A 20848-nucleotide genomic window follows, 5' to 3' on the forward strand; every position below is an offset into this window, starting at 1 on the left:
TTCCGGTTTTCGGATAAAGATCATGCCCCTAAATTCTTCTGACAATGGGCGCAGGTGCCGGCGATTTCGACGACCGAGAGTTTTGGCGCGAATCCAGTCGCGCGCGCCGCGGCATTGAGACTTTGCGCGACGGGAGCGGCCGGAATTTCGCCGACCGAGCCGCAATGGTCGCAGATCAGGAACGCCACCATCGAGGTTTCGTCATGGTCATGCGCGCAGGCGAGGAAGGCGTTGCGACTCTCGATGCGATGGACGAGGCCGTTCTCCATCAGAAAATCGAGCGCGCGGTAGACCGTGATCGGCGCCGGCCGCGGCATCGACTTGGCGAGTTCGTCGATCACCTCATAGGCCCCGAGCGGACGGTGGCTGGACAACAGCGCCTGCAGCACCTGGCGCCGGATCGGGGTGAATTTCTGCGCCCGCCGCGCGCAAACCTGCTCGGCATGCGTCATCGCGTCCGCGGTGCAGCGGCCGTGATCGTGGTCGGGCGCGGGGAAAGTCGGCTTTGCCAGGGTCATCTCGTTCATTTTGTAGCATTTTCGCGGCCGATCCCAAAGCCCGCCGCTTTGCCTTCCCTTGCCGGTTACGAGCCATGTTCCAGGCGCGGGTCACGTCCTTGTTAACTTACAGTGCAGAATTAATAAGCTAGCTTATTATAGCTAAAGCTTATGGAGGGCTGGGGTTGATGCGCGGTTCCGTGGATATGAACTTCCTGTTTACGCTCGGCGAGTTGCAGCGCCTGGTGCGCGCCTATGCCGACAAGCAGGCCGCGCGCCACGGCATTACCCGCGCCCAATGGGCGGTTCTGGCCAAGGTGGAGCGCACCGAGGGCCTGAAACAGACCGAACTGGCCGAGCAGATGGAGATGCAGCCGATCACGCTGACCCGGCTGGTCGACAAGCTCTGCAACAACGGCTGGATCGAGCGCCGCGGCGACGAGACCGACCGCCGCGTCAACCGCCTCTATCTCCGTAAGGCGGCACGGCCGCTGTTGGGAAAACTCTCCGGGCTGCGCTCCGAAATCACCACCACGGCGCTGGAAGGCATCAGCCCCGCCGACGCCCACCGCATGCTCGACCAACTCGACCTGATCAAAGAGAACGTTCGCAATGCTATCCAGAATCCAGCCGGTGAACCTCCCCGAAAGGAGCAGCGCTATGGCTGATCCCGTCCTCAAATTCCCGCCCGAGCAAAAGGGCAGCCCGGCTTCGCCATCGCGGCCGAAAATCGCCGCTGAACCGCGCCGCCGATTGATGGCGGGTATGCGCCGCTATCGCCGCTTTTTGCTGCTGGTGGTGCTGCCGCTGGTCGCCGCGATCGCCGGCATCACCTTCTATCTCAATGGCGGCCGCTACGTGACCACCGACGACGCCTATGTCGGCGCGCAGAAGGTGCTGATCACGCCCGACATCTCCGGCAAGATCGAGAAGGTCGTCGTCAGGGAAGGCCAGCAGGTCAATCAGGGCGACGTGCTGTTCGAGATCGATCCGGTACCGTTCCGGCTGGCGGTCGCGCAGGCCAAGGCGACGCTCGCGCAGGCCAGGGTCACCTATGACAACCTGGTCGCCAACATCAAGATCTACGGCCAGATGGCGGACCTCAGCCAACAGGGCGTCGACCTGAAGCAGCGCGACGTCGATCGCAAATCCGCTTTGGTCAAGAACAATGTCGGCTCGCAGCTCGATCTCGATAATTCGGGAACGGCGCTGGTGACGGCTGCCGCGCAGGCGCAGTTCGTCAAGCAACAGCTCTCCAACGCCCAAACCCAGCTGCTCGGCAATCCCGAGCTGCCGATCGAGGAGTTTCCGCCCTACGCCCAGGCCAAGGCGGCGCTCGACCAGGCCGAGCGCAATCTCGATCACACCGTGATGCGCGCGCCGATGGCCGGGATCGCGACGCAAGTCGACCAGATCCAGCTCGGCCGCTTCGTGACCGCGGGCGCGCCGGTGTTCAGCGTCATCGACGTGGCGAACCCGTGGGTCGATGCCAACCCGAAGGAATCCGATTTCACTTATGTGGCAGTCGGACAGACCGTCGAACTCGATGTCGATGCGTTCCCCAACCACGTGTTCAAGGGCACGGTCGGCTCGCTGTCGCCGGGCACCGGCGCGCAGTTCGCGATCCTGCCGCCGCAAAATGCCTCCGGCAATTTCGTCAAGGTGGTGCAGCGCGTGCCGGTCCGGATCTATTTCGACAAGAATGACAAGTTCGTGCGCAAGCTGAAGGCCGGCATGAGCGTCTACGCCACCATCGACACCAAACACTCCCGTTCGCTGGCGACGCTGTTTGGCTTCTCGCCGGCGGCGGCGAACAACGAACACGAATAGGCCGCTCCTATGCCGACGCCGGGCCCGTCACCATCTGCCGTTCCCGGCCTGCGCCGGAACATGGTGACGATCTGCGCCATGACGGCGACCATCATGCAGGCGCTGGACACCACCATCGCCAACGTTGCGCTGCCCTACATGCAGGGCACGCTTGGGGCATCGCAGGACCAGATCAACTGGGTGCTGACCTCCTACATCGTCGCCGCCGCGATCATGACGGCGCCGGTGGGCTGGATCGCCAACCGCTTCGGCCGCAAGAACATCTTCATCGTCTGCTCCGGCGGCTTCACCATCGCCTCGGTGCTGTGTGGCCTCGCGCAGGACATCAACCAGATGGTGCTGTTTCGTTTGCTGCAGGGCGTGTTCGGCGCGGCATTGGTGCCGCTGTCGCAGGCAGTGATGCTCGACTCCTACGCGCTGCATGAGCGGGCGAAAGCGATGTCGATCTGGGGCATGGGCGTGATGATGGGGCCGATCATGGGCCCCTCGCTCGGCGCCTGGCTGACCGAAACCTATTCCTGGCACTGGGTGTTCTTCGTCAACCTGCCGTTCGGCATCTTCACCGTGCTCGGGCTCGTGATCTTCATGGACGAGACCAGGAAGGACTTGAGCCTGCGCTTCGACTGGTTCGGCTTCACGGCGCTGGCGATCGCGATCGGCTCGCTGCAGCTCGCGCTCGACCGCGGCGAGCAGCTCGGCTGGCTGGAATCCAACGAGATCATCGCCGAATTCATCGTCGCCGCGATCGGGTTCTACTATTTCCTGGCGCATTCGTTCACGACCTCGAAGCCGTTCATCCAGTTCGCGCTGTTCCGTGACAAGAACTTCGTCGGCGGCTGCGTGTTCATGGCTGTCATGGGGCTGGTGCTGTATTCGACCATGGCGCTGTCGTCGCCGTTCCTGCAGAACGTGATCGGCTACCCCATCATGACGGCGGGCCTGTTGCTGGCGAGCCGCGGTTCCGGCACGTTCGTGGCCATGATGCTGGTCGGGCGAGTGATGCGCCACGTCGAGGCGCGCACGCTGATCATCGCCGGCCTCAGCCTGACCGCGGCTTCCTTGTTTCAGATGACCGGTTGGACCGATCAGACCGGCGTTACCGAAATTGTCGTGGTCAGCATCGTCCAGGGTTTCGGCTTCGGACTGGTGTTCGTGCCGCTCTCCACGGTGGCGTTCCTGACGCTGCCCGGGCATCTGCGCACCGACGGCACCTCGATGCTGACCTTGATGCGCAACGTCGCCAGCTCGATCGGTATCTCCATCGTGATTTCGCAACTGACGCAGGGATCGCGCCGTGTCTACGCGGTGCTGTCGGAGCACGTCACCCCGTTCAACCACGCCATGCAGATGCCCGACGTGCGCGGCATGATCGACATGTCGACAGATGCCGGCCGCGCCATGGCGGATGCCATGGTCAAAATTCAGGCGCAGATCATCGCCTTCTCGCAGGACTACCAGCTGGTGATGATCTTCATCCTGGTCTCGATCCCGCTGACGATCATGATCGGCTCGACCAAGGCCACGCTGCGCGAGCAATCGGCCGCGCCGGAACATGCTGTCATCGAGTAGCGTTTCCGCGCCGATTCAAATCGAAGTCATCCTGCGCTAACCAACGCCTTGCTCAGCACCGTCCGCCACGCGCCCGGATCCATGCTGGTCTCCGGGCCGACCGCGTAGGTCTCGTAGAGACCGTCAGCGGTTTTGTGCCCCGCGGCCTTGATCATCGCGATGAATTCGCCCCACGCGCCGCCGAGGCCTTCATAGCCACCATGATAAGTGGTCTGCGCGATCGTCATCGCCGGCCACTGTCCGGGCCGCACGCGACCTACAGGGGCGACGGCTGCGGCGACCGGCAGGCAGATCTCGAAATCGAAGACGGCGCCGGGATCGCGCACATGGTGGGTGAACCATGGGCCGACGACCGCAATGTTCTGCGCGGCGACGGCGGCCTTCAATTCCATCAGGCCCGGGCCCATGACCTTCTGAATTTCCGCGCGCGGTACCTGGATCGGAATCAGGGCGATAGGCTGTGGCGCGGTTTTGACGGTGCGAAGTGGTTCGATCATGGCGATGCTCCCGATATCGACTCAAGCGAGCCCGGACGAATTGATGAAGCTCTCGAGCCGGACGTAACTCGCTTCCATGCCATGCTCCATGCCGCTCGACAGCATCATGGTTCGCGTGGTGGCATCCGGCAGCGTCATTCGCATCGTCATCAAGGTGCCGGGGCCGTCGGGCGCGAACGTCGTTTCGATATGGTTGTCCGGTGTCGGATCCGGCATGTGCATCCGCTCGACGTGAACGAGCCGGCTGAATGGCACCAGTTCGACAAACTCGCCGGTGACATAGAACCCGCCGCCTTGGCCGTTCGACCACTCGTATCTGATCTTGCCACCGGGACGCGCCTCGTTGATGCAGACTGGCATGGTCCAGCCCTCCGGGCCGAGCAGCCATTTCTGGATCAGCGCCGGCTCGGTGTGCGCGCGGTACACGGCCTCAGCCGGCGCCGCGAAACGTCTCGTCACGACGACATGGGTATCGCCCTCGGTCTTCAGCGTCATCTTGCTCACGGGATTGCCTTTCACGTTTCGGTTTTCATCGCGGCGAGGACATCGTCCAGCCGGTTGTAATTCGCGGCTAGCGCTTGCCGCAGCATCCCGAGCCATTGATCGATCTCGGTCATGGCTGTCGGCGCCAACCGGCACGGCCGCTTGGTGCCTTCAGCGCGGCGGATGATCAGGCCGGCACCTTCGAGCACCTTGAGGTGACGCGATATCGCCGGCTGCGTCATTTCGAACGGCTCGACCAGCTCATTGACCGTCGCCTCGCCGAGCGCGAGGCGGGCCAGAATCGCCCGGCGGGTCGGGTCCGCCAGTGCCGCAAAGGAAGCATCGAGGTTAGACATATCAGCTCCGTTATATAACTATCTTATTATATAACTTATCGGTGATCGTCAATGCCCTTTTTGGGCATTTTGTCAGGCGTTCGCGGCGGAGATCGCCGGTATCAGGCCCTGCGATCGGCCCGGGACGCGAGGACGGCATCGAAAGCACGGCCCATCTCGGCGGTCGACGGCTTCAGCCCGGTAAACAGTTCGAAGGCATCCGCGGCCTGATAGACCGCGAGGTCGCGCCCGGTCATGACCACGGCGCCTTTGGCCCTGGCGGCATTCAATAGCGGCGTCCACAGCGGCGAATAAACCGCATCGGCCACCCACAAATCCCGATGCAGCAACGCATCCGGAATCGGCGTGCCGCGATCCGGCAGCATGCCGACCGGTGTTGCATTGATGACGCCGACGGCGCGCAGCAACGCATCCTCGACTGTTTCCGCGATCCGCGCCGGCAGGCGGCCGCACAATTGCGCTGACAGTTGCGCCGCCTTGGCCCGGTCAGCGTCGAAGATCGCGAGTTCGGCGACACCGAGATTGGCCAGCGCAAACGCAATCGCCTTGCCGACGCCGCCCGCGCCGATCAACGCGACAGCTCCGCGACGCGAGGCGGTCACGAGATTTTCGACAGCACGCTCGAAGCCGGTGGCATCGGTGTTGTATCCAACCAGCCTTCCCTCGCGCACGACGACGGTGTTGACCGCGCCGATCGCGCGCGCGCCATCGGACAACTCGTCGAGCAACGGGACCACGGCTTCCTTGTAGGGAAAGGTGACGTTGACGCCGGCGAAGCCGAAGTTTCTCACGCCCTCAAGCAACGCCCGCAAACGCACCTGATCGGCGCCCGCGACCTCGATCAGTTGATAGTGGCAGCGGACGCCAAGCGCATCGGCCGCCAGTTCGTGCATCGCAGGCGACGCCGACTGCGCGATCGGCGCGCCGATCAGCCCGGTCAGGAATCGCTGGCGCCCTTGCGATGGACCCTCAGCCATGGATGCTCCCACCGACGCCGATGACAACGACATCATCGCGCGCTGCTGCGTCGGCAAGTCCGGAATGGAACAACGGCGTCTCCTTCAGACGTCGAAGAACACCGTCTCGTTGTCGCCCTGCATGTGGATGTCGAGGCAATAGACCGCGTTGCCGCCGCCGGGCTGGCGCGTCGCGATCAGGGTGTGACGGCGGTCGGCCGGCACCAGCGCCAGCACCGGATCGGCGGCATTAGACGCCTCGCCGTCGAAATAAATCCGCGAATACAGATGCAGCAGCATGCCGCGCGCGAATACCGCAAGCACGAGATGCGGTGCCTGCGGCTTGCCGTCGGGATCGGCGACCTGCCCCGGCTTGATGGTGTCGAAGGCGTAGCCGCCATTGGCGTCGGTGCCGATGCGGCCAAATCCCCTGAACGACGAATTCGGCAGCGCGCGCTTGTCCTGCGGATCGCTGAAGCGGCCTTGCGCATCGGCCTGCCAGATCTCGAGCATGCAGTCCGGCATCGGCTGGCCGTCGCCGTCGAATACCCGGCCCTCGACGCGAATGCGTTCGCCCGACGTATCTGCGGTGACGAGGTTGTTGCTGAACGCGTCGTTCCAGTCGTATTGGCTGTTCGGGGTCAGTCCGTAAGCGAAATACGGACCGACGGTCTGCGACGGGGTGACTCCCTCGGGCTTGGTTGACGGCACTTACCTGGTCTCCATCGGCGTGGCGTTGCGCCCACGCAGCACAATGTTGAAGCGGTAGCACAGCGCCCAATCCGGCTTGGTGTTGTCCAGATCGAACGACGAGACCATCCGGTCGCGCGCTTTCGCGTCGGTCACCGAATTGAAGATCGGATCGAAAGGAAACAGGGGATCGCCGGGGAAATACATCTGCGTCACCAGCCGCGATACGAACGAATGGCCGAACACCGAGAAATGGATGTGGGCCGGACGCCAAGCGTTGTGGTGATTGCCCCAGGGATAGGCGCCGGGCTTGATGGTGACGAAGCGGTAATAGCCCTGCGCATCGGACTGCGCGCGGCCGGCGCCGGTGAAATTCGGATCGAGCGGCGCCGGATGCTGGTCGACGACATGGACATAGCGGCCGCAGGCATTGGCCTGCCACAGCTCGACCAGCGTGTTCGCCACGCCGCGGCCGTCTTCGTCGAGCACATGGCCGTGCACGATGATGCGCTCGCCGAGCGGCTCGCCCTTGCCCTGCACCGTGAGGTCGTGATCGTTCTCGCGCACCGTCTCGTGGCCGTAGACCGGCCCGGTCAGTTCCGACAGCGTATGCCGCATCGGGATCAGCGGCTTGGTCGGCGAACGCTTGACGGTGCTCTTGTAGGCGGGAGACAGCCGCGGCGGATGCGCGGTAAGACTGCTGACGGGGTAAATAAGGGTCATGGACGTATCCTCATCCGGAACCTCGAGATTCCGGGTTGGATGCTTCGCATCGCCCCGGAATGACGGACTAGCGTCAGATCTCAATTCAGCTTCTCGATCGCGATCGCGACGCCCTGGCCGACGCCGACGCACATGGTGGCAAGGGCGAGCTTGCCGCCGCGCTTCTCCATGCCGTGCACCGCCGTCATCGCCAGCCGCGCGCCGCTCATGCCCAAGGGATGGCCGAGCGCGATCGCGCCGCCATGCGGATTGACGAAGTCGGCATCGTCCTTGACGCCGAGTTGCCTGAGGCAGGCGATGCCCTGCGAGGCGAAGGCTTCATTGAGCTCGATCAAATCGAAGTCCGAGATTTTCAGGCCCAGACGCTCCATCAGCTTCCTCGTCGCCGGCACCGGACCGATGCCCATGATGCGCGGCGGCACCGCGGCCGAAGCGAGGCCGAGGATGCGCGCCCGCGGCGTCAGCCCGTGCTTCTTCACGGCGGCTTCGGAAGCCAGGATCATCGCGGCCGCGCCGTCATTGACGCCGGAGGCGTTACCCGCCGTCACGGTGCCGGGATTGCGCACGATCGGCTTCAATTTCGACAGGCCTTCCAGCGTGGTCTCGGGACGCGGATGCTCGTCCTTGTCGACCGTGATCGGGCCGGCCTTGCCGCCGGGCACCGACACCGCGGTGATTTCCTCGGCGAAGTAGCCCGACGCGATCGCCGCGCCCGCGCGCTGCTGCGAGCGGATCGCGAACGCGTCCTGGTCGGCGCGCGACACCTGGAATTCCTCGGCAACGTTCTCGCCGGTTTCCGGCATCGCGTCGACGCCGTATTGCGCCTTCATCAGCGGGTTGATGAAGCGCCAGCCGATCGTGGTGTCGTAGATCTCGGCCGAACGCGCGAACGCTTCCGGCGCCTTGCCCATCACGAACGGCGCCCGCGTCATCGATTCGACGCCGCCGGCAATCGCGAAGTCGATCTCGCCGGCGCGGATGGCGCGGCCGGCGGCACCGACCGCATCGAGGCCCGACGCACAGAGACGATTCAGGGTCTGGCCGGGAACCGATTCGGGCATGCCCGCCAGCAACAGCGCCATGCGCGCGACGTTGCGGTTGTCTTCGCCGGCCTGGTTGGCGCAGCCGAAAAACACCTCATCGACCTGGGACCAATCAAGGCCCGGATGCTTCGCCATCAATGCCTTGATCGGCGTCGCGCCCAGATCGTCGGCGCGCACCTTGGCGAGCGAGCCGCCGAAACGGCCGATCGGGGTCCGGACGGCATCGCAAATAAATACATCACCCATTGAATCTCTCCCTGAATGCCGCGTTTCGGGCATTGACCCGCTCGAATTGATGGCGAGTTTTAGGAGCGCGCCCGCGGCAGGTCAATTGAGGCACGGTGCTTTCGCGCCAGGGCCGTCATGCTCTCACAGCGGGCATGATGAAATTGCAGCCTACTGGGCGTGGAAAACCCGGACAAAACGGCCAAAGCAATAGGACCGGGCGACGAAATTTTGTAGTTTGCGCCGCAATGACCCTGCAGCAATCCATCCCCCTGCCCCCCGAGGCCACGCCAACCACGGAAGCCATACCGGCGGCCGACGCGAATTCGCGCGTCACGCCGATGATGGAACAGTACCTCGAGATCAAGGCCGGCCATCCCGGGCTACTGCTGTTCTACCGGATGGGCGATTTCTACGAGCTGTTCTTCGAGGACGCCGAGATCGCCTCCAAAACGCTCGGCATCGTGCTCACCAAGCGCGGCAAGCATCAAGGCATGGACATCCCGATGTGCGGCGTGCCGGTCGAGCGCTCCGAGGACTACCTGCATCGGCTGATCAACGCCGGGCATCGGGTTGCGGTGTGCGAGCAGACCGAGAACCCGGCCGAAGCGCGCGCCCGCGGCAACAAGAGCGTGGTCCGCCGCGGCGTGGTGCGGCTGGTGACGCCGGGCACGCTGACCGAAGACACGCTGCTGGATGCCCGCACCAACAATTACCTGCTGGCGATCGCGCGCGCCCGGGCTTCAAGCGGCGGCGACCGCATCGGGCTTGCCTGGATCGATATTTCGACCTCCGAATTCATGGTCACCGAATGTTCGACCGCGGAACTCGCGGCCACATTGGCGCGCATCAATCCGAATGAAGTGATCGTCACCGACGCGCTCTATGGCGATCCTGATTTGGGGCCACTGCTGCGCGAACTGCAAGCCGTAACGCCGCTGACCCGCGACGTGTTCGATGGCGCCACCGCCGAACGTCGGCTGTGCAATTATTTCGCGGTCGCGACCATGGACGGCCTTTCCGCGATGTCGCGGCTGGAAGCAACCGCGGCAGCAGCCGCCGTCACCTATATCGACCGTACCCAGGTCGGAAAACGTCCGCCGCTGGCGCCGCCCTCGCGCGAGGCTGCCGGCACCACCATGGCAATCGATCCGGCGACGCGCGCCAATCTCGAATTGACACGGACGCTGGCCGGCGAACGCCGCGGGTCGCTGCTCGACGCGATCGACTGCACCGTGACCTCGGCCGGATCGCGGCTGCTGGCCCAACGGCTGGCGGCGCCGCTCACCGACAGTGCTGCGATTGCGCGGCGGCTGGATGCGATCGCGGCTTTTGTCGCAGATAGCGCGGCGCGCGATGATATCCGCACCACGCTGAAAGCAGCCCCCGACATGTCGCGCGCGCTGGCGCGGCTGTCGGTCGGACGCGGCGGCCCGCGCGACCTTGCGGGTCTCCGCGACGGCATCCTTGCGGCCGACCAGGCGCTGGCGCGGCTGGGGCAACTGGAAGCACCACCGGCAGAAATATCAGCCGTGATGGAAGCGCTGCGCCGCCCGTCGCGCGATCTGGCGGGCGAATTCGAACGCGCATTGGCCGAGCAGTTGCCGCTGATCAAGCGCGACGGCGGTTTTGTCCGCGAGGGCTATGAGCCCGCGCTGGACGAGACCCGCAGCCTGCGCGACGCCTCGCGTCTCGTGGTCGCCGCGATGCAGGCGCGTTACGCCGACGATACCGGCATCAAGGCACTTAAGATCCGCCACAACAATGTGCTCGGTTACTTCGTCGAGGTCACCGCCCAGCACGGCGACCGGCTGATGGCGCCGCCGCTGAACGCGACCTTCATCCATCGCCAGACTCTGGCCGGCCAGGTGCGTTTCACCACGTCCGAACTCGGCGGGATCGAAGCCAAGATCGCCAATGCCGGTGACCGCGCGCTCGGGCTGGAGCTCGAAATCTTCGAGCGGCTGTGCGCCATGGCGCTGGCGGCCAGCGACGACCTGCGCGCCGCCGCGCACGCGTTCGCACTGCTCGACGTCGCAACCGCGCTGGCGAAGCTTGCGGTCGACGATAACTATGTGCGGCCCGACGTCGACGGCTCGCTCGGCTTCGCGGTCGAAGGCGGCCGGCATCCGGTGGTCGAACAGGCGCTGAAGCGCGACGGCCAGCCGTTCATCGCCAATGCCTGCGATCTGTCCCCCGGGCCGGGACAAAGATCCGGCCAGATCTGGCTGATCACCGGTCCCAACATGGCCGGTAAATCGACCTTCCTGCGCCAGAACGCGCTGATCGCGCTGATGGCGCAGATCGGCTCCTATGTGCCGGCGTCACGCGCGCGGATCGGCGTCATCGACCGGCTGTTCTCACGCGTCGGTGCGGCCGACGATCTGGCGCGCGGCCGCTCCACCTTCATGGTGGAAATGGTCGAGACCGCTGTCATCCTCAACCAGGCCAGCGAGCGCTCGCTGGTGATCCTGGATGAGATCGGCCGCGGCACCGCGACCTTCGATGGCCTCTCGATCGCCTGGGCCGCGATCGAGCATCTGCACGAAGCCAACCGCTGCCGCTCGCTGTTCGCGACGCATTATCACGAGCTGACCGCACTGTCGGCAAAACTGCCGCGGATGTTCAACGCCACCGTCCGCGTCAAGGAATGGCAAGGCGACGTCGTGTTCCTGCACGAGGTGCTGCCGGGCTCCGCCGATCGGTCCTACGGCATCCAGGTCGCCAAGCTCGCGGGCCTGCCGCCGGCCGTGATCGCGCGCGCCAAATCGGTGCTGGCGAAACTCGAAGCGCAGGACCGCGGCCAGACCGCGCGCGCACTCGCGGATGATTTGCCGCTGTTCGCGGTTCCCTCCCGCGCCGCCGCCGAACCGGCGCCGCCGACCGAGGCGGAGTTGTTGCTGGAGGCGGTAAAGGCGCTTCATCCCGACGAAATGTCGCCGCGCGAGGCGCTGGAGGCGCTGTATGCGCTGAGGGCGAACCTGCCGAAGTGATAAGACTCCTCATCCTGAGGAGCCGCGAAGCGGCGTCTCGAAGGATGGCCACAGCCGGGCTCTCATGGTTCGAGACGCGCGAAGACGCGCTCCTCACCATGAGGGTTTGGCTAAGCCGCCGTCGCCTTGCGTCGCCCGTTCCACCACAGCGTCAGGTTCCAGCAGATGCAGGTGGCGAGCCCAAGGCTCAATCCGACCACCGAACCGAACTGCAACGCTCCGACATGCAGCACGGCGATCGCGAGGCCGAACCCCATCAGGCCCCAGGCGCTGTTGGCGATCACGGCCGCGGTGGCCGGGCCGCCGATGCGCGGGTGCAGGATCAGCATCATCGACGTGAACACGATCGGAAACAGCGCCAGCATGCCGCTGATACTGGGGCCGACCCAGCCCGACAGCGTGACGACGGTGGCGACCAGCGTCGCCACCAGCGACGCCCGCAGCGGAATGTCGAACCAGCGGCGCGTGACCGGCGGCATCCGGACGTGGCGATAGCGCGCCAACAGCGGAATGCAGATCGCGAACGTTATCGCGTTCACAATGAGTCCCGATATCAGCGGCCAGTGAAACTGACGGATGATCGCCGCCAGCCCGATCCAGACCGCGATCGCGGCGCCGGCACTCAGCGCAACGCCATGTCGCTGCGCCAGCACGACGTAAGTGAGCCCGAGCAGGATCGTTGCGGCATTGATCGGCAGGCTCGCCAGCGCGCCCTCGGCGATGAACGCCGCGTCGTGGTCGAGCGCGAGGAACACATAGGACGGCCCCGCCGAAATCGGCAGCGTCGCCACCAGCGCGCCGATCACCGGGCCGGATTTTTCTGTGATGATGGACGCCGTCACCACGAACGCCGCCGTGATCGCCATGCGGAGTGCGAGCGTGAGCAGGAAGGTGAGTTCGGGGGACATTATTTGTCGTCCCGGCGAACGCCGGGACCCATACGCCGCAGCGACGACAGCGACTAAATCCGCTGCATCGACACCGAAACCTTCGGGCCGTTCTTGATGGTCTGGTAGACCACGCAGTAGCGCTCGGTGAGTTTCAGGAGCAGATCGAGCTTGTCCTGCGGTGCGTCGGTCTCGACGTCGAAGCGCAAGCGTATCTCGGCGAATCCAACCGGCGCTTCCTTGTCGACGCCGAGCGTGCCGCGAAAATCGAGATCGCCTTCGGCGGTGACATTGCCGGACTTCAGCGGAATCTCGACCGCAGTCGCGACCGACTTCAGCGTCACGCCGGCGCAGGCGACCAGCGCTTCCAGCAGCATGTCGCCGGAGCACAATTCGAGCCCGGAGCCGCCGGTCGCCGGATGCAGCCCGGCGACCGCCAGCGCGCGGCCGGTCTCGACCTTGCAGGCGATGCCTTCATTGTCGATCGAGCCCTTGGCCTTCAGGGTAATCATCGCCGTCTTCGGATCGGTCTTGTAGCGATCCTTGATCGGGGCCTGGGTGGCGCGGAGTTGAGCGGCGTCCATTTTTCTTCTCTCCGGATTTTCCAACTAAAAAGCCGGTCGGGTGTAATCGGTTACCTTACCGATGTCACCACCACATTGCTTCACCAGTAGTTGATTTTACGTCAGCGTCGGGCACGCTGCGGTCGAGCGAGCGATCCAGCGCCGTCAGCACGCGGCGCTTGAAATTGTCGAAGTGCGGCGAGCTGCGGTCGCGCGGCCGCGCCAGATTGATCCTGATCTCCTCGAACAGCCGGCCAGGTCGTGGTCGCATTACCAGCACGCGGTCGGCGAGCACGACGGCCTCGTCGACGTCGTGGGTGACCAGGACCAGTGTCGGCCGGGTGTCGGCCCAGAGGTCGAGCAGATGGTCCTGCAGGTCGCGCCGCGTGAAGGCATCGAGCGCGGAAAACGGCTCGTCCAGCAACAGCACTTCCGGCTGCGGCACCAGCGCGCGGGCAATCGCGACCCGCTGCGCCTGACCGCCGGAGAGTTCGCGCGGCCAGGCATTGGCCTTGTCCGCAAGACCAACCCGCGCCAGTGCGGCGGCGACCTTCTCGCGCCGCGCCGTTGCCGGCAATTCCGACAGGCCGAAGCCGATATTGTCGGCGACGCTGAGCCATGGCAGCAGCCGCGGCTCCTGAAAGATGATTCCGATTTTGGCATGCGGCGAGGTGATCGCTTCCTCGTCGAGCCTCACCGTGCCGGTAGAGGCGCGGTCGAGGCCGGCGATGGCGCGCAACAGCGTCGACTTGCCGCAGCCGGAGCCGCCGATGATGGCGATGATTTCGCCAAGCCTGATATCGGCGGAAAAACGCTCCAGCGCATGAACGCCATTGGGATAGGTCTTGCCGACGCGGTCGAGCGCGAGCATCACTGGCCTCCGCCCTGACGGCCGAACGCATCCTGCCAGCGTAACAGCGGCGCAGTGGCGACCTCGATCAGCCAGTCGGTGGCCTTGCCGAGGATCGCGAAGATCACGATGGCGGCGAGAATTTGCGCGGGCTTGCCGAGTTGCTGGCCGTCGAGCAGGAGATAGCCTAGCCCCTCGGACGCGCCCATCAGTTCGGCGGCGACCACAAACATCCAGCCCAGCCCAAGGCCGACGCGGAGTGCGACCACATAGGCCGGCAACACCGCGGGCAGCAGGATGCGACGGATCATCGCCGGTCCCGACAGACGAAAGGTGCGGCCGACCTCGACGATCTTGCGGTCGACCGAGAGGATCGCACCCATCACGCCGAGATAGACCGGGAAGAACACGCCGGCCGCGATCAGCGCCACCTTCGAGGTTTCGAAAATGCCGAGCCAGAGAATGAACAGCGGCACCCAGGCCAGCGACGGGATCGCGCGCAACGCCTGCACAGTCGGATCGAGCAGCCGCCGCGCCAGATCCCAATAGCCGGAGATGGCGCCAAGCAGCGTGCCGGCAACCACGCCGAGGCCGAAGCCCGCGCCCACCCGGCTCAGCGTCGCCACGATATGACGCGACAGTTCGCCACTTCGCGCCAGTTCCATGATGGTGGCGAAGATTTTCGTCGGCGGCGGCACCAGCCGGCCGCTGGAGAGGCCGAGCCAGACCACGATCTCCCAGCCTATCGCCACGCCCACCGGCAGCAATAGCCCGAGCGCCGGCCGCGCATAGCGCGCAAGCCGCGGCGACGGCGCGGGCTGCGTCATCGCATCGTTCCGTGCGTCGGTCTGTTCGAGCGCTGGCAGTTCAACCGTCATGGCCATAGCAAGAACGCTTCTCGAAGGGGATTGCAAGGCGGGGACGACACCGGTGTTTTGGCCTCTAATTCGTCGGCAGCGGGACCTGGTCGTCGATCAACGCATCGAGCGTCGCCTTGACGTCGACCTTGGGGTCGATGACGCCGGCCTGCTGCAGGGCGACGCCGGCGGCGAGGATCGACTCGCGCTGGGAGCTGCCGATGCGACTATGGGTCAGCTCGGTGCGCTCCTTGAGCTGCTTGTCGACCACGCTGTCCGGCAGCCTGGTGACGCCGATGAAGGTCTTCTTCAGGTCGTCGTAATTGGCCAGCGAGTATTTGCGGGCTTCCTCATACACCGCGAGCACGCGGCGGACCACGTCCGGATAGTCCTTCAGGAACTGCTCGCGCACATTGAGGATGCCCCAGGTGTTGGCATCGGCCTTGCGGTAAAACAGCTTGGCGCCGTCCTCGACCTCGGCCTGCGCCATCATCGGATCGAGACCAGCCCAGGCATCGACGTCGCCGCGCATCAGCGCGGTCTTGCCGTCGGCGTGCTGCAGCAACACCGGCGTAATGTCCTTCTCGGTCAGCCCGGCGCCGAGCAGCGCGCGCACAAGGAAGATGTGCGGATCGGTGCCACGCGTCACCGCGACGCGCTTGCCCTTGAGATCCGCGACCGAGGCGATCTTCGAATCCTTCGATGTCACGAGCGCGGTCCATTCGGGACGCGAATAGACATAGATCGACTTGACCGGGTTGCCGTTGATCCTTGCGACCAGCGCCGCCGAGCCCGCGGTGGACCCGAAATCGATCGAGCCGGCGTTGAGGAATTCGAGCGCCTTGTTGGAACCGGCCGACTGCACCCAGACGATGCTGATGCCGTCTTTGGCGAATTCCTTCTCCAGCAATCCCTTTTGCTTAAGGATCAGCGACACCGGGTTGTAGGTCGCCCAGTCGATGTGAATTTCCTTGAGTGCGTCGGCCGCAAACGCCGTTCCCGGCAGCAAGGCCGAAGCCGCGATCGCCGCAGCGATCGCGCGCCGTGTAATTCCTGACATGGTCCAGCCTCCCCTCAGCTTAAAAAACATCTTGTTATTTCAATGAGTTAAGCCATGAGGTCAACGAGAAAATACATGCCGGCAATGCACCTGCGCGAGAACAACTTAGTCGAAGGCAAGCGGAATCCAGCATAGAATTGCTGCGGCTTTACAATCCTCCGTGACAGCGTCGGCGCCGTCCGATATCGGGTTAGACCATGGACAGCGTCGTGACAGAGGCCCGCCCTGCGGCGGATGAACGTTTCGATACCGTGCGGATCACCGCCGCGGTCGATGCCCTCGCCGAAAAGCATGCCGGCCGCGAGGACGTGTTTCGCTCGGCGCTGGCGCAATTGCTGAAAGCCGAGATGATGGCCGCACGGGCCACCGCGCAGGCCGTGCTGCTGAAGGATCGCCACGGCCGCCGTTGCGCCGAGCGGCTCTGCTTCATGCAGGATGAAATCATCCGCATCCTCTATTCCGCGGCGACGCGGCATCTCTATCGCTCGCATATCCCGTCCGGCGCCGAACGCATGGCGGTGGTCGCGACCGGCGGTTACGGCCGCGGCCTGATGGCGCCGGAGTCCGACATCGATCTGTTGTTCATCCTGCCCTACAAGCAGACCGCCTGGGGCGAACAGGTCGCGGAAGCCATTCTCTATTGCCTGTGGGACATGGGATTAAAGGTCGGCCACGCCACGCGCTCGGTCGACGAATCGATCCGGCAGGCGCGCGGCGACATGACCATCCGCACCGCGATCCTCGAAACCCGGTTCCTGACCGGCGACCAGCCGTTGTATGACGAGCTGGTCGCACGCTTCGACAAGGAAGTGGTGCAGGGCACGGCGGCCGAATTCGTCACCGCCAAGCTCGCCGAGCGCGAGGAGCGCCATCGCCGCGGCGGCCAGTCGCGCTACCTGGTCGAGCCCAACGTCAAGGACGGCAAGGGCGGATTGCGCGACCTGCACACGCTGTTCTGGATCGCGAAATATGTCTACCGCGTGCGCGAGACCGACGAACTGGTCGAACGCGGCGTGTTCGACGCGCAGGAATACCGCACATTCCGGCGCTGCGCCGATTTCCTCTGGTCGGTGCGCTGCAACCTGCATTTCGTGTCCGGCCGCGCCGAGGAACGGCTGTCGTTCGACATGCAGCGCGAGATCGCGGTCCGGCTCGGCTATACCTCGCATCCCGGCATGCAGGATGTCGAACGCTTCATGAAGCACTACTTCCTGATCGCCAAGGATGTCGGCGACCTGACCGCGATCCTGTGCGCCAAGCTCGAAGACGAACAGGCCAAGCCGGCGCCGGTGCTGAGCCGGGTGGTGGCGCGGCTGCGGCCGGGCGGCGCGACACGGCGGCGGGTGCCCGACAGCGACGACTTCATCATCGACAACAACCGCATCAATCTGGCGACGCCGGACGTCTTCAAGCATGATCCGGTCAACCTGATCCGGATCTTCCGGCTGGCGCAGAAGAACAACCTCGCCTTCCATCCCGACGCGATGCGCACGGTGACGCGCTCGCTGAAGCTGATCAACACGCAGCTTCGGGAAAGTCCGGAAGCCAACCGGCTGTTCATGGAGATCCTGACCTCCGACAACGCCGAAACGGTGCTGCGGCGGATGAACGAGACCGGCGTGCTCGGTCATTTCATCCGCGCCTTCGGCAAGATCGTGTCGATGATGCAGTTCAACATGTATCATCATTATACGGTGGACGAGCATCTGCTGCGCTGCGTCGGCTTCCTGCAGGAGATCGAGCGCGGCGGCAACGACGAGTTCACCGTCGCCAGCGACCTGTTCCGGAAAATCCGCCCCGAGCATCGCGCGGTGATCTACATCACCACGCTGCTGCACGACATCGCCAAGGGGCGGCCCGAGGATCACTCGATCGCCGGCGCCAAGGTGGCACGGCGGCTGTGCCCGCGGCTCGGCTTCAACGCCGCCGATACCGAACTGGTCGCGTGGCTGATCGAGCAGCATCTGACGATGTCCACTGTGGCGCAGTCGCGCGACCTGTCCGACCGCAAGACGATCGAGAATTTCGCCGCCGTGGTGCAGTCGGTCGAGCAGATGAAGCTCCTGACCATTCTCACCACCGCCGATATCCGCGGCGTCGGCCCCGGCGTCTGGAACGGCTGGAAGGCGCAACTGCTGCGCACGCTGTATTACGAAACCGAGCCGGTGCTCACCGGCGGCTTCTCGGAAGTGAACCGCGCCCAGCGCATTGCGGTGGCACAATCCGAATTCCGCGCCGCCTTCACCGAATGGCCGGAGGCGGAACTCAACGCCTATATCGCCCGGCAATATCCGGCCTACTGGCTCAAGGTCGAACTGCCGCGCAAGATCCGCCATGCGCGTTTCCTACGGGCCAGCGAACAGGCCGGCCACAAACTCGCGATCAATGTCGGCTTCGACGAGGCGCGCGGCGTCACTGAACTGACGATCCTGGCGACCGACCATCCGTGGCTGCTGTCGATCATCGCGGGCGCCTGTGCGTCCGCCGGCGCCAACATCGTCGACGCCCAGATCTACACCACTACCGACGGCCGCGCGCTCGACACCATCGCGATATCCAGGGAATACGACCGCGACGAGGACGAAGGCCGGCGCGCCACGCGGATCGGCGAGATGATCGAACAGGTGCTCGAAGGCAGGTTGCGGCTACCGGAAGTGGTGGCGCGCAAGGCCGCCGGCCGCGGCAAGGTCCGCCCCTTCGTCGTGGAGCCGGAAGTCACGATCAACAACCAGTGGTCGGACCGTTACACCGTGATCGAGGTCTCCGGCCTCGACCGCCCCGGCCTGCTGTATCAGCTCACGACGGCGATCTCGAAGCTCAACCTCAACATCGCTTCCGCCCATGTCGCGACCTTCGGCGAACGCGCCCGCGACGTGTTCTATGTCACCGACCTGCTCGGCGCCCAGATCACCGCGCCGACCCGGCAGGCTGCGATCAAGAGCGCGCTGATCCACCTGCTGGCCAGCGAAGACAACGTCGCCGCGGCATGATCGCCGCGACCCGGTCTATGCACGGCCGGGCGCTTCGTGATCCCCATCACGGAAGAGGCGTCTGAACCTTCGTAGGTGTCGGTCTCTTGAACCGGGGACGTGGGCGGAACGACCAACGGGTGTTCGCAGAGCCGACGATCCCCGTCGCAATGGAGGCGGGCATGGCACTTGTTTCCCAGACACAGCTTTCCCAGACACAGCGACCCATCGTCTCGGACGATAGCCTCGCGCTCATTGTCTATCTGCTTTACGGCGCGGGATATTTTTTCCTGATCCCGGCGATCGCAGGCGTCATCATCGCGCACATCAAGGCCGATGATGCTGACCCGGTGCTGCGGTCGCACTACCAGTTCCAGATCAGGACTTTCTGGATCGGGTTTCTGTACATCACGATCGGCTTTGTTCTCAGCGTCGTCCTTATCGGCATCCCCATTCTTGCCTGGTGGTTCCTGTGGTCGCTGATCCGCATCATCAAGGGCATCACATCGGTGAACGAGCACAAGCCGATCGCCAATCCCAGGTCCTGGCTGTTCGGGTAATTAACAACTCTCGTCCGCCTCTCTCTCTCTCTCTCTCTCTCTCTCTCTCTCTCTCTCTCTCTCTCAACTCGTCATTCCGGGGCGCGCGCAGCGCGAGCCCGGAATGACGAGATCAAACCTCCACACCCTCGTGCTGCAGCAGCCAGCGCTTCCGCTCCAGCCCGCCGCCATATTTGACCAGCGAACCGTTGGCGCCGATCAGGCGGTGACAGGGCACGACCACGCTGATCGGATTGGAGCCGTTGGCGTGGCCGACGGCGCGGATGGCCTTGGGCAGGCCGATCTTCGCGGCCAGTGCGCCGTAGCTCATCGTCGTGCCCGGTCGAATCTTCGGCAGCGCCTTCCAGACTTTCTGCTGGAACGCCGTACCCGCGACGCGCCATTCGATCTGTCGCAGGCGATCGATGTCCCCTTTGAAGTACCCCGCCAGCGCGGCCCTGAGATCGCGCGGCGCCCTTGCCTCCTTCAGGATGACGGCGCCATATTGCAGGCGCAGCAGCTCCTTCATGCGCGGTTCGTAATCCTCCCAGTCCAGCGCGCGCAACACGCCGTCGTCGTCGCTGACCAGCAGCGCCACGCCGATCGGCGTGTCCAACCGATCGAGGCCAAATGTTTCCGGCAGCTTCGCGCTCATCGTCGTTTCCAAAATTTCCAGCAAGCCGGCCGCATTTTTCACCGGCGCCGTGCTAGCGTCCACCCGAATTCCGTTTTGTTTGCGCATGATCTTTCGAAAAACCGGCACCCACTTTTCCGGATCATGCTTGAAATGGTTGGGGGACCACATGATTTTTATCGCAAGCGGCCTGGTCGCGGTCGTCGCGGCGCTGCATGCCTATTTTCTGGTTCTGGAGATGTTTCTCTGGACCAAGCCGCTGGGCCTGAAGACGTTTCGTAATTCAATCGAGAAGGCAACGGAATCGGCGGTGCTGGCCGCCAATCAGGGGCTCTATAATGGCTTCCTCGCCGCAGGCCTGGTCTGGGGCTTGTTCCATTCCAATCCGGGCTTCGCATTCCAGATCAAGACCTTCTTTCTGCTGTGCGTGATCGTCGCCGGAGTTTATGGCGCTGCAACCGTGAGCCGCCGGATTCTCTATGTGCAGGCCGCGCCTGCGGCGCTCGCCTTGATCCTGCTCTGGCTGGCTTGAGGCCGACCGCCGCACGTCAGCGGCATTATCTTGCCTTGCCACAACCGTTCCTCCACACTTCCGGCAACGATGACGTCCGGCCATCCAACGAGATG

General features: G+C 64.4%; 21 protein-coding genes. 7 read left to right on the forward strand and 14 right to left on the reverse strand.

The features are described from left to right. Window positions 1-20: 20 nt before the first annotated feature. Entirely contained in the window at window positions 21-518 is a 498-nt protein-coding gene (locus tag FFI89_RS33745; RefSeq protein ID WP_138835952.1) for a Fur family transcriptional regulator, read from the reverse strand. A 164-nt stretch (window positions 519-682) separates the two neighbouring features. Here FFI89_RS33745 and FFI89_RS33750 point away from each other — a divergent pair, with 164 nt between their 5' ends. The 3 genes from FFI89_RS33750 to FFI89_RS33760 are packed head-to-tail and all read left to right on the forward strand — an operon-like array spanning window position 683 to window position 3896. Beyond that, window positions 683-1165, forward strand: a complete 483-nt coding sequence (locus tag FFI89_RS33750; RefSeq protein WP_138831755.1) for a MarR family winged helix-turn-helix transcriptional regulator — start codon at window positions 683-685, stop codon at window positions 1163-1165. After that, window positions 1158-2327, forward strand: coding sequence for an HlyD family secretion protein (locus FFI89_RS33755; RefSeq protein WP_138831756.1), 1170 nt, complete (start codon window positions 1158-1160; stop codon window positions 2325-2327). The genes FFI89_RS33750 and FFI89_RS33755 overlap by 8 nt, the downstream gene beginning before the upstream one ends. Before the next feature lie 9 nt (window positions 2328-2336). Further along, complete coding sequence (locus FFI89_RS33760; protein ID WP_138831757.1) at window positions 2337-3896, forward strand: MDR family MFS transporter; 1560 nt, start codon at window positions 2337-2339, stop codon at window positions 3894-3896. A gap of 26 nt (window positions 3897-3922) precedes the next feature. Here FFI89_RS33760 and FFI89_RS33765 read toward each other — a convergent pair whose 3' ends face one another. The 7 genes from FFI89_RS33765 to pcaF all read right to left on the reverse strand — a co-directional run bounded on the left by FFI89_RS33765 (window position 3923) and on the right by pcaF (window position 8890). Next, window positions 3923-4393 (reverse strand): GyrI-like domain-containing protein, encoded by a 471-nt coding sequence (locus FFI89_RS33765; RefSeq protein ID WP_138831758.1) that lies wholly within the window; start codon window positions 4391-4393, stop codon window positions 3923-3925. Window positions 4394-4414: 21 nt separating this feature from the next. Further along, complete coding sequence (locus tag FFI89_RS33770; protein ID WP_246669565.1) at window positions 4415-4888, reverse strand: SRPBCC domain-containing protein; 474 nt, start codon at window positions 4886-4888, stop codon at window positions 4415-4417. Between the two features lie 20 nt (window positions 4889-4908). Next, window positions 4909-5232, reverse strand: a complete 324-nt coding sequence (locus FFI89_RS33775) for a helix-turn-helix transcriptional regulator (protein WP_138831760.1) — start codon at window positions 5230-5232, stop codon at window positions 4909-4911. 101 nt (window positions 5233-5333) lie between these two features. Continuing rightward, window positions 5334-6209 carry a shikimate dehydrogenase gene (locus tag FFI89_RS33780; RefSeq protein ID WP_138831761.1) on the reverse strand — a complete coding sequence of 292 codons (876 nt, stop codon included), beginning with the start codon at window positions 6207-6209 and terminating at the stop codon, window positions 5334-5336. 84 nt (window positions 6210-6293) lie between these two features. Beyond that, window positions 6294-6899, reverse strand: a complete 606-nt coding sequence (pcaG, locus tag FFI89_RS33785) for a protocatechuate 3,4-dioxygenase subunit alpha (RefSeq protein WP_138831762.1) — start codon at window positions 6897-6899, stop codon at window positions 6294-6296. Beyond that, entirely contained in the window at window positions 6900-7601 is a 702-nt protein-coding gene (gene pcaH, locus FFI89_RS33790) for a protocatechuate 3,4-dioxygenase subunit beta (protein ID WP_138831763.1), read from the reverse strand. It abuts the gene before it with no gap. 80 nt (window positions 7602-7681) lie between these two features. After that, window positions 7682-8890, reverse strand: coding sequence for a 3-oxoadipyl-CoA thiolase (gene pcaF / locus FFI89_RS33795; protein WP_138831764.1), 1209 nt, complete (start codon window positions 8888-8890; stop codon window positions 7682-7684). A 227-nt stretch (window positions 8891-9117) separates the two neighbouring features. Here pcaF and mutS point away from each other — a divergent pair, with 227 nt between their 5' ends. Further along, window positions 9118-11862, forward strand: coding sequence for a DNA mismatch repair protein MutS (gene mutS / locus FFI89_RS33800; protein ID WP_138831765.1), 2745 nt, complete (start codon window positions 9118-9120; stop codon window positions 11860-11862). Window positions 11863-11972: 110 nt separating this feature from the next. Here mutS and FFI89_RS33805 read toward each other — a convergent pair whose 3' ends face one another. From FFI89_RS33805 to FFI89_RS33825, 5 genes are all read right to left on the reverse strand, one after another. Next, window positions 11973-12770 (reverse strand): hypothetical protein, encoded by a 798-nt coding sequence (locus FFI89_RS33805; protein WP_138831766.1) that lies wholly within the window; start codon window positions 12768-12770, stop codon window positions 11973-11975. 53 nt (window positions 12771-12823) lie between these two features. Continuing rightward, window positions 12824-13333: an OsmC family protein gene (locus tag FFI89_RS33810; RefSeq protein WP_138831767.1), complete on the reverse strand. Its 510-nt coding sequence runs from the start codon at window positions 13331-13333 to the stop codon at window positions 12824-12826. Between the two features lie 64 nt (window positions 13334-13397). Then, on the reverse strand, window positions 13398-14183 hold the full coding sequence (locus FFI89_RS33815) for an ABC transporter ATP-binding protein (protein WP_138831768.1): 786 nt from the start codon (window positions 14181-14183) through the stop codon (window positions 13398-13400). Further along, window positions 14183-15046: an ABC transporter permease gene (locus tag FFI89_RS33820; RefSeq protein ID WP_371722271.1), complete on the reverse strand. Its 864-nt coding sequence runs from the start codon at window positions 15044-15046 to the stop codon at window positions 14183-14185. The genes FFI89_RS33815 and FFI89_RS33820 overlap by 1 nt, the downstream gene beginning before the upstream one ends. Window positions 15047-15104: 58 nt before the next feature. Beyond that, entirely contained in the window at window positions 15105-16079 is a 975-nt protein-coding gene (locus FFI89_RS33825; protein ID WP_168213131.1) for an aliphatic sulfonate ABC transporter substrate-binding protein, read from the reverse strand. 197 nt (window positions 16080-16276) lie between these two features. On the opposite strand from FFI89_RS33825, the gene FFI89_RS33830 reads away from it, so the two are divergent. Both FFI89_RS33830 and FFI89_RS33835 read left to right on the forward strand, forming a co-directional pair. Further along, window positions 16277-19069 carry a [protein-PII] uridylyltransferase gene (locus tag FFI89_RS33830; protein ID WP_138831770.1) on the forward strand — a complete coding sequence of 931 codons (2793 nt, stop codon included), beginning with the start codon at window positions 16277-16279 and terminating at the stop codon, window positions 19067-19069. A gap of 161 nt (window positions 19070-19230) precedes the next feature. Next, window positions 19231-19608 (forward strand): hypothetical protein, encoded by a 378-nt coding sequence (locus FFI89_RS33835; RefSeq protein ID WP_210249055.1) that lies wholly within the window; start codon window positions 19231-19233, stop codon window positions 19606-19608. Window positions 19609-19720: 112 nt separating this feature from the next. On the opposite strand, the gene FFI89_RS33840 is transcribed toward FFI89_RS33835, so the two are convergent. Further along, window positions 19721-20242 (reverse strand): methylated-DNA--[protein]-cysteine S-methyltransferase, encoded by a 522-nt coding sequence (locus FFI89_RS33840; protein WP_138831771.1) that lies wholly within the window; start codon window positions 20240-20242, stop codon window positions 19721-19723. Between the two features lie 148 nt (window positions 20243-20390). On the opposite strand from FFI89_RS33840, the gene FFI89_RS33845 reads away from it, so the two are divergent. Next, complete coding sequence (locus tag FFI89_RS33845) at window positions 20391-20753, forward strand: DUF1304 domain-containing protein (protein ID WP_138831772.1); 363 nt, start codon at window positions 20391-20393, stop codon at window positions 20751-20753. Window positions 20754-20848: the final 95 nt, after the last annotated feature.

The sequence above is a fragment of the Bradyrhizobium sp. KBS0727 genome (genome assembly GCF_005937885.2).
In the GTDB taxonomy this organism is placed as follows: domain Bacteria; phylum Pseudomonadota; class Alphaproteobacteria; order Rhizobiales; family Xanthobacteraceae; genus Bradyrhizobium.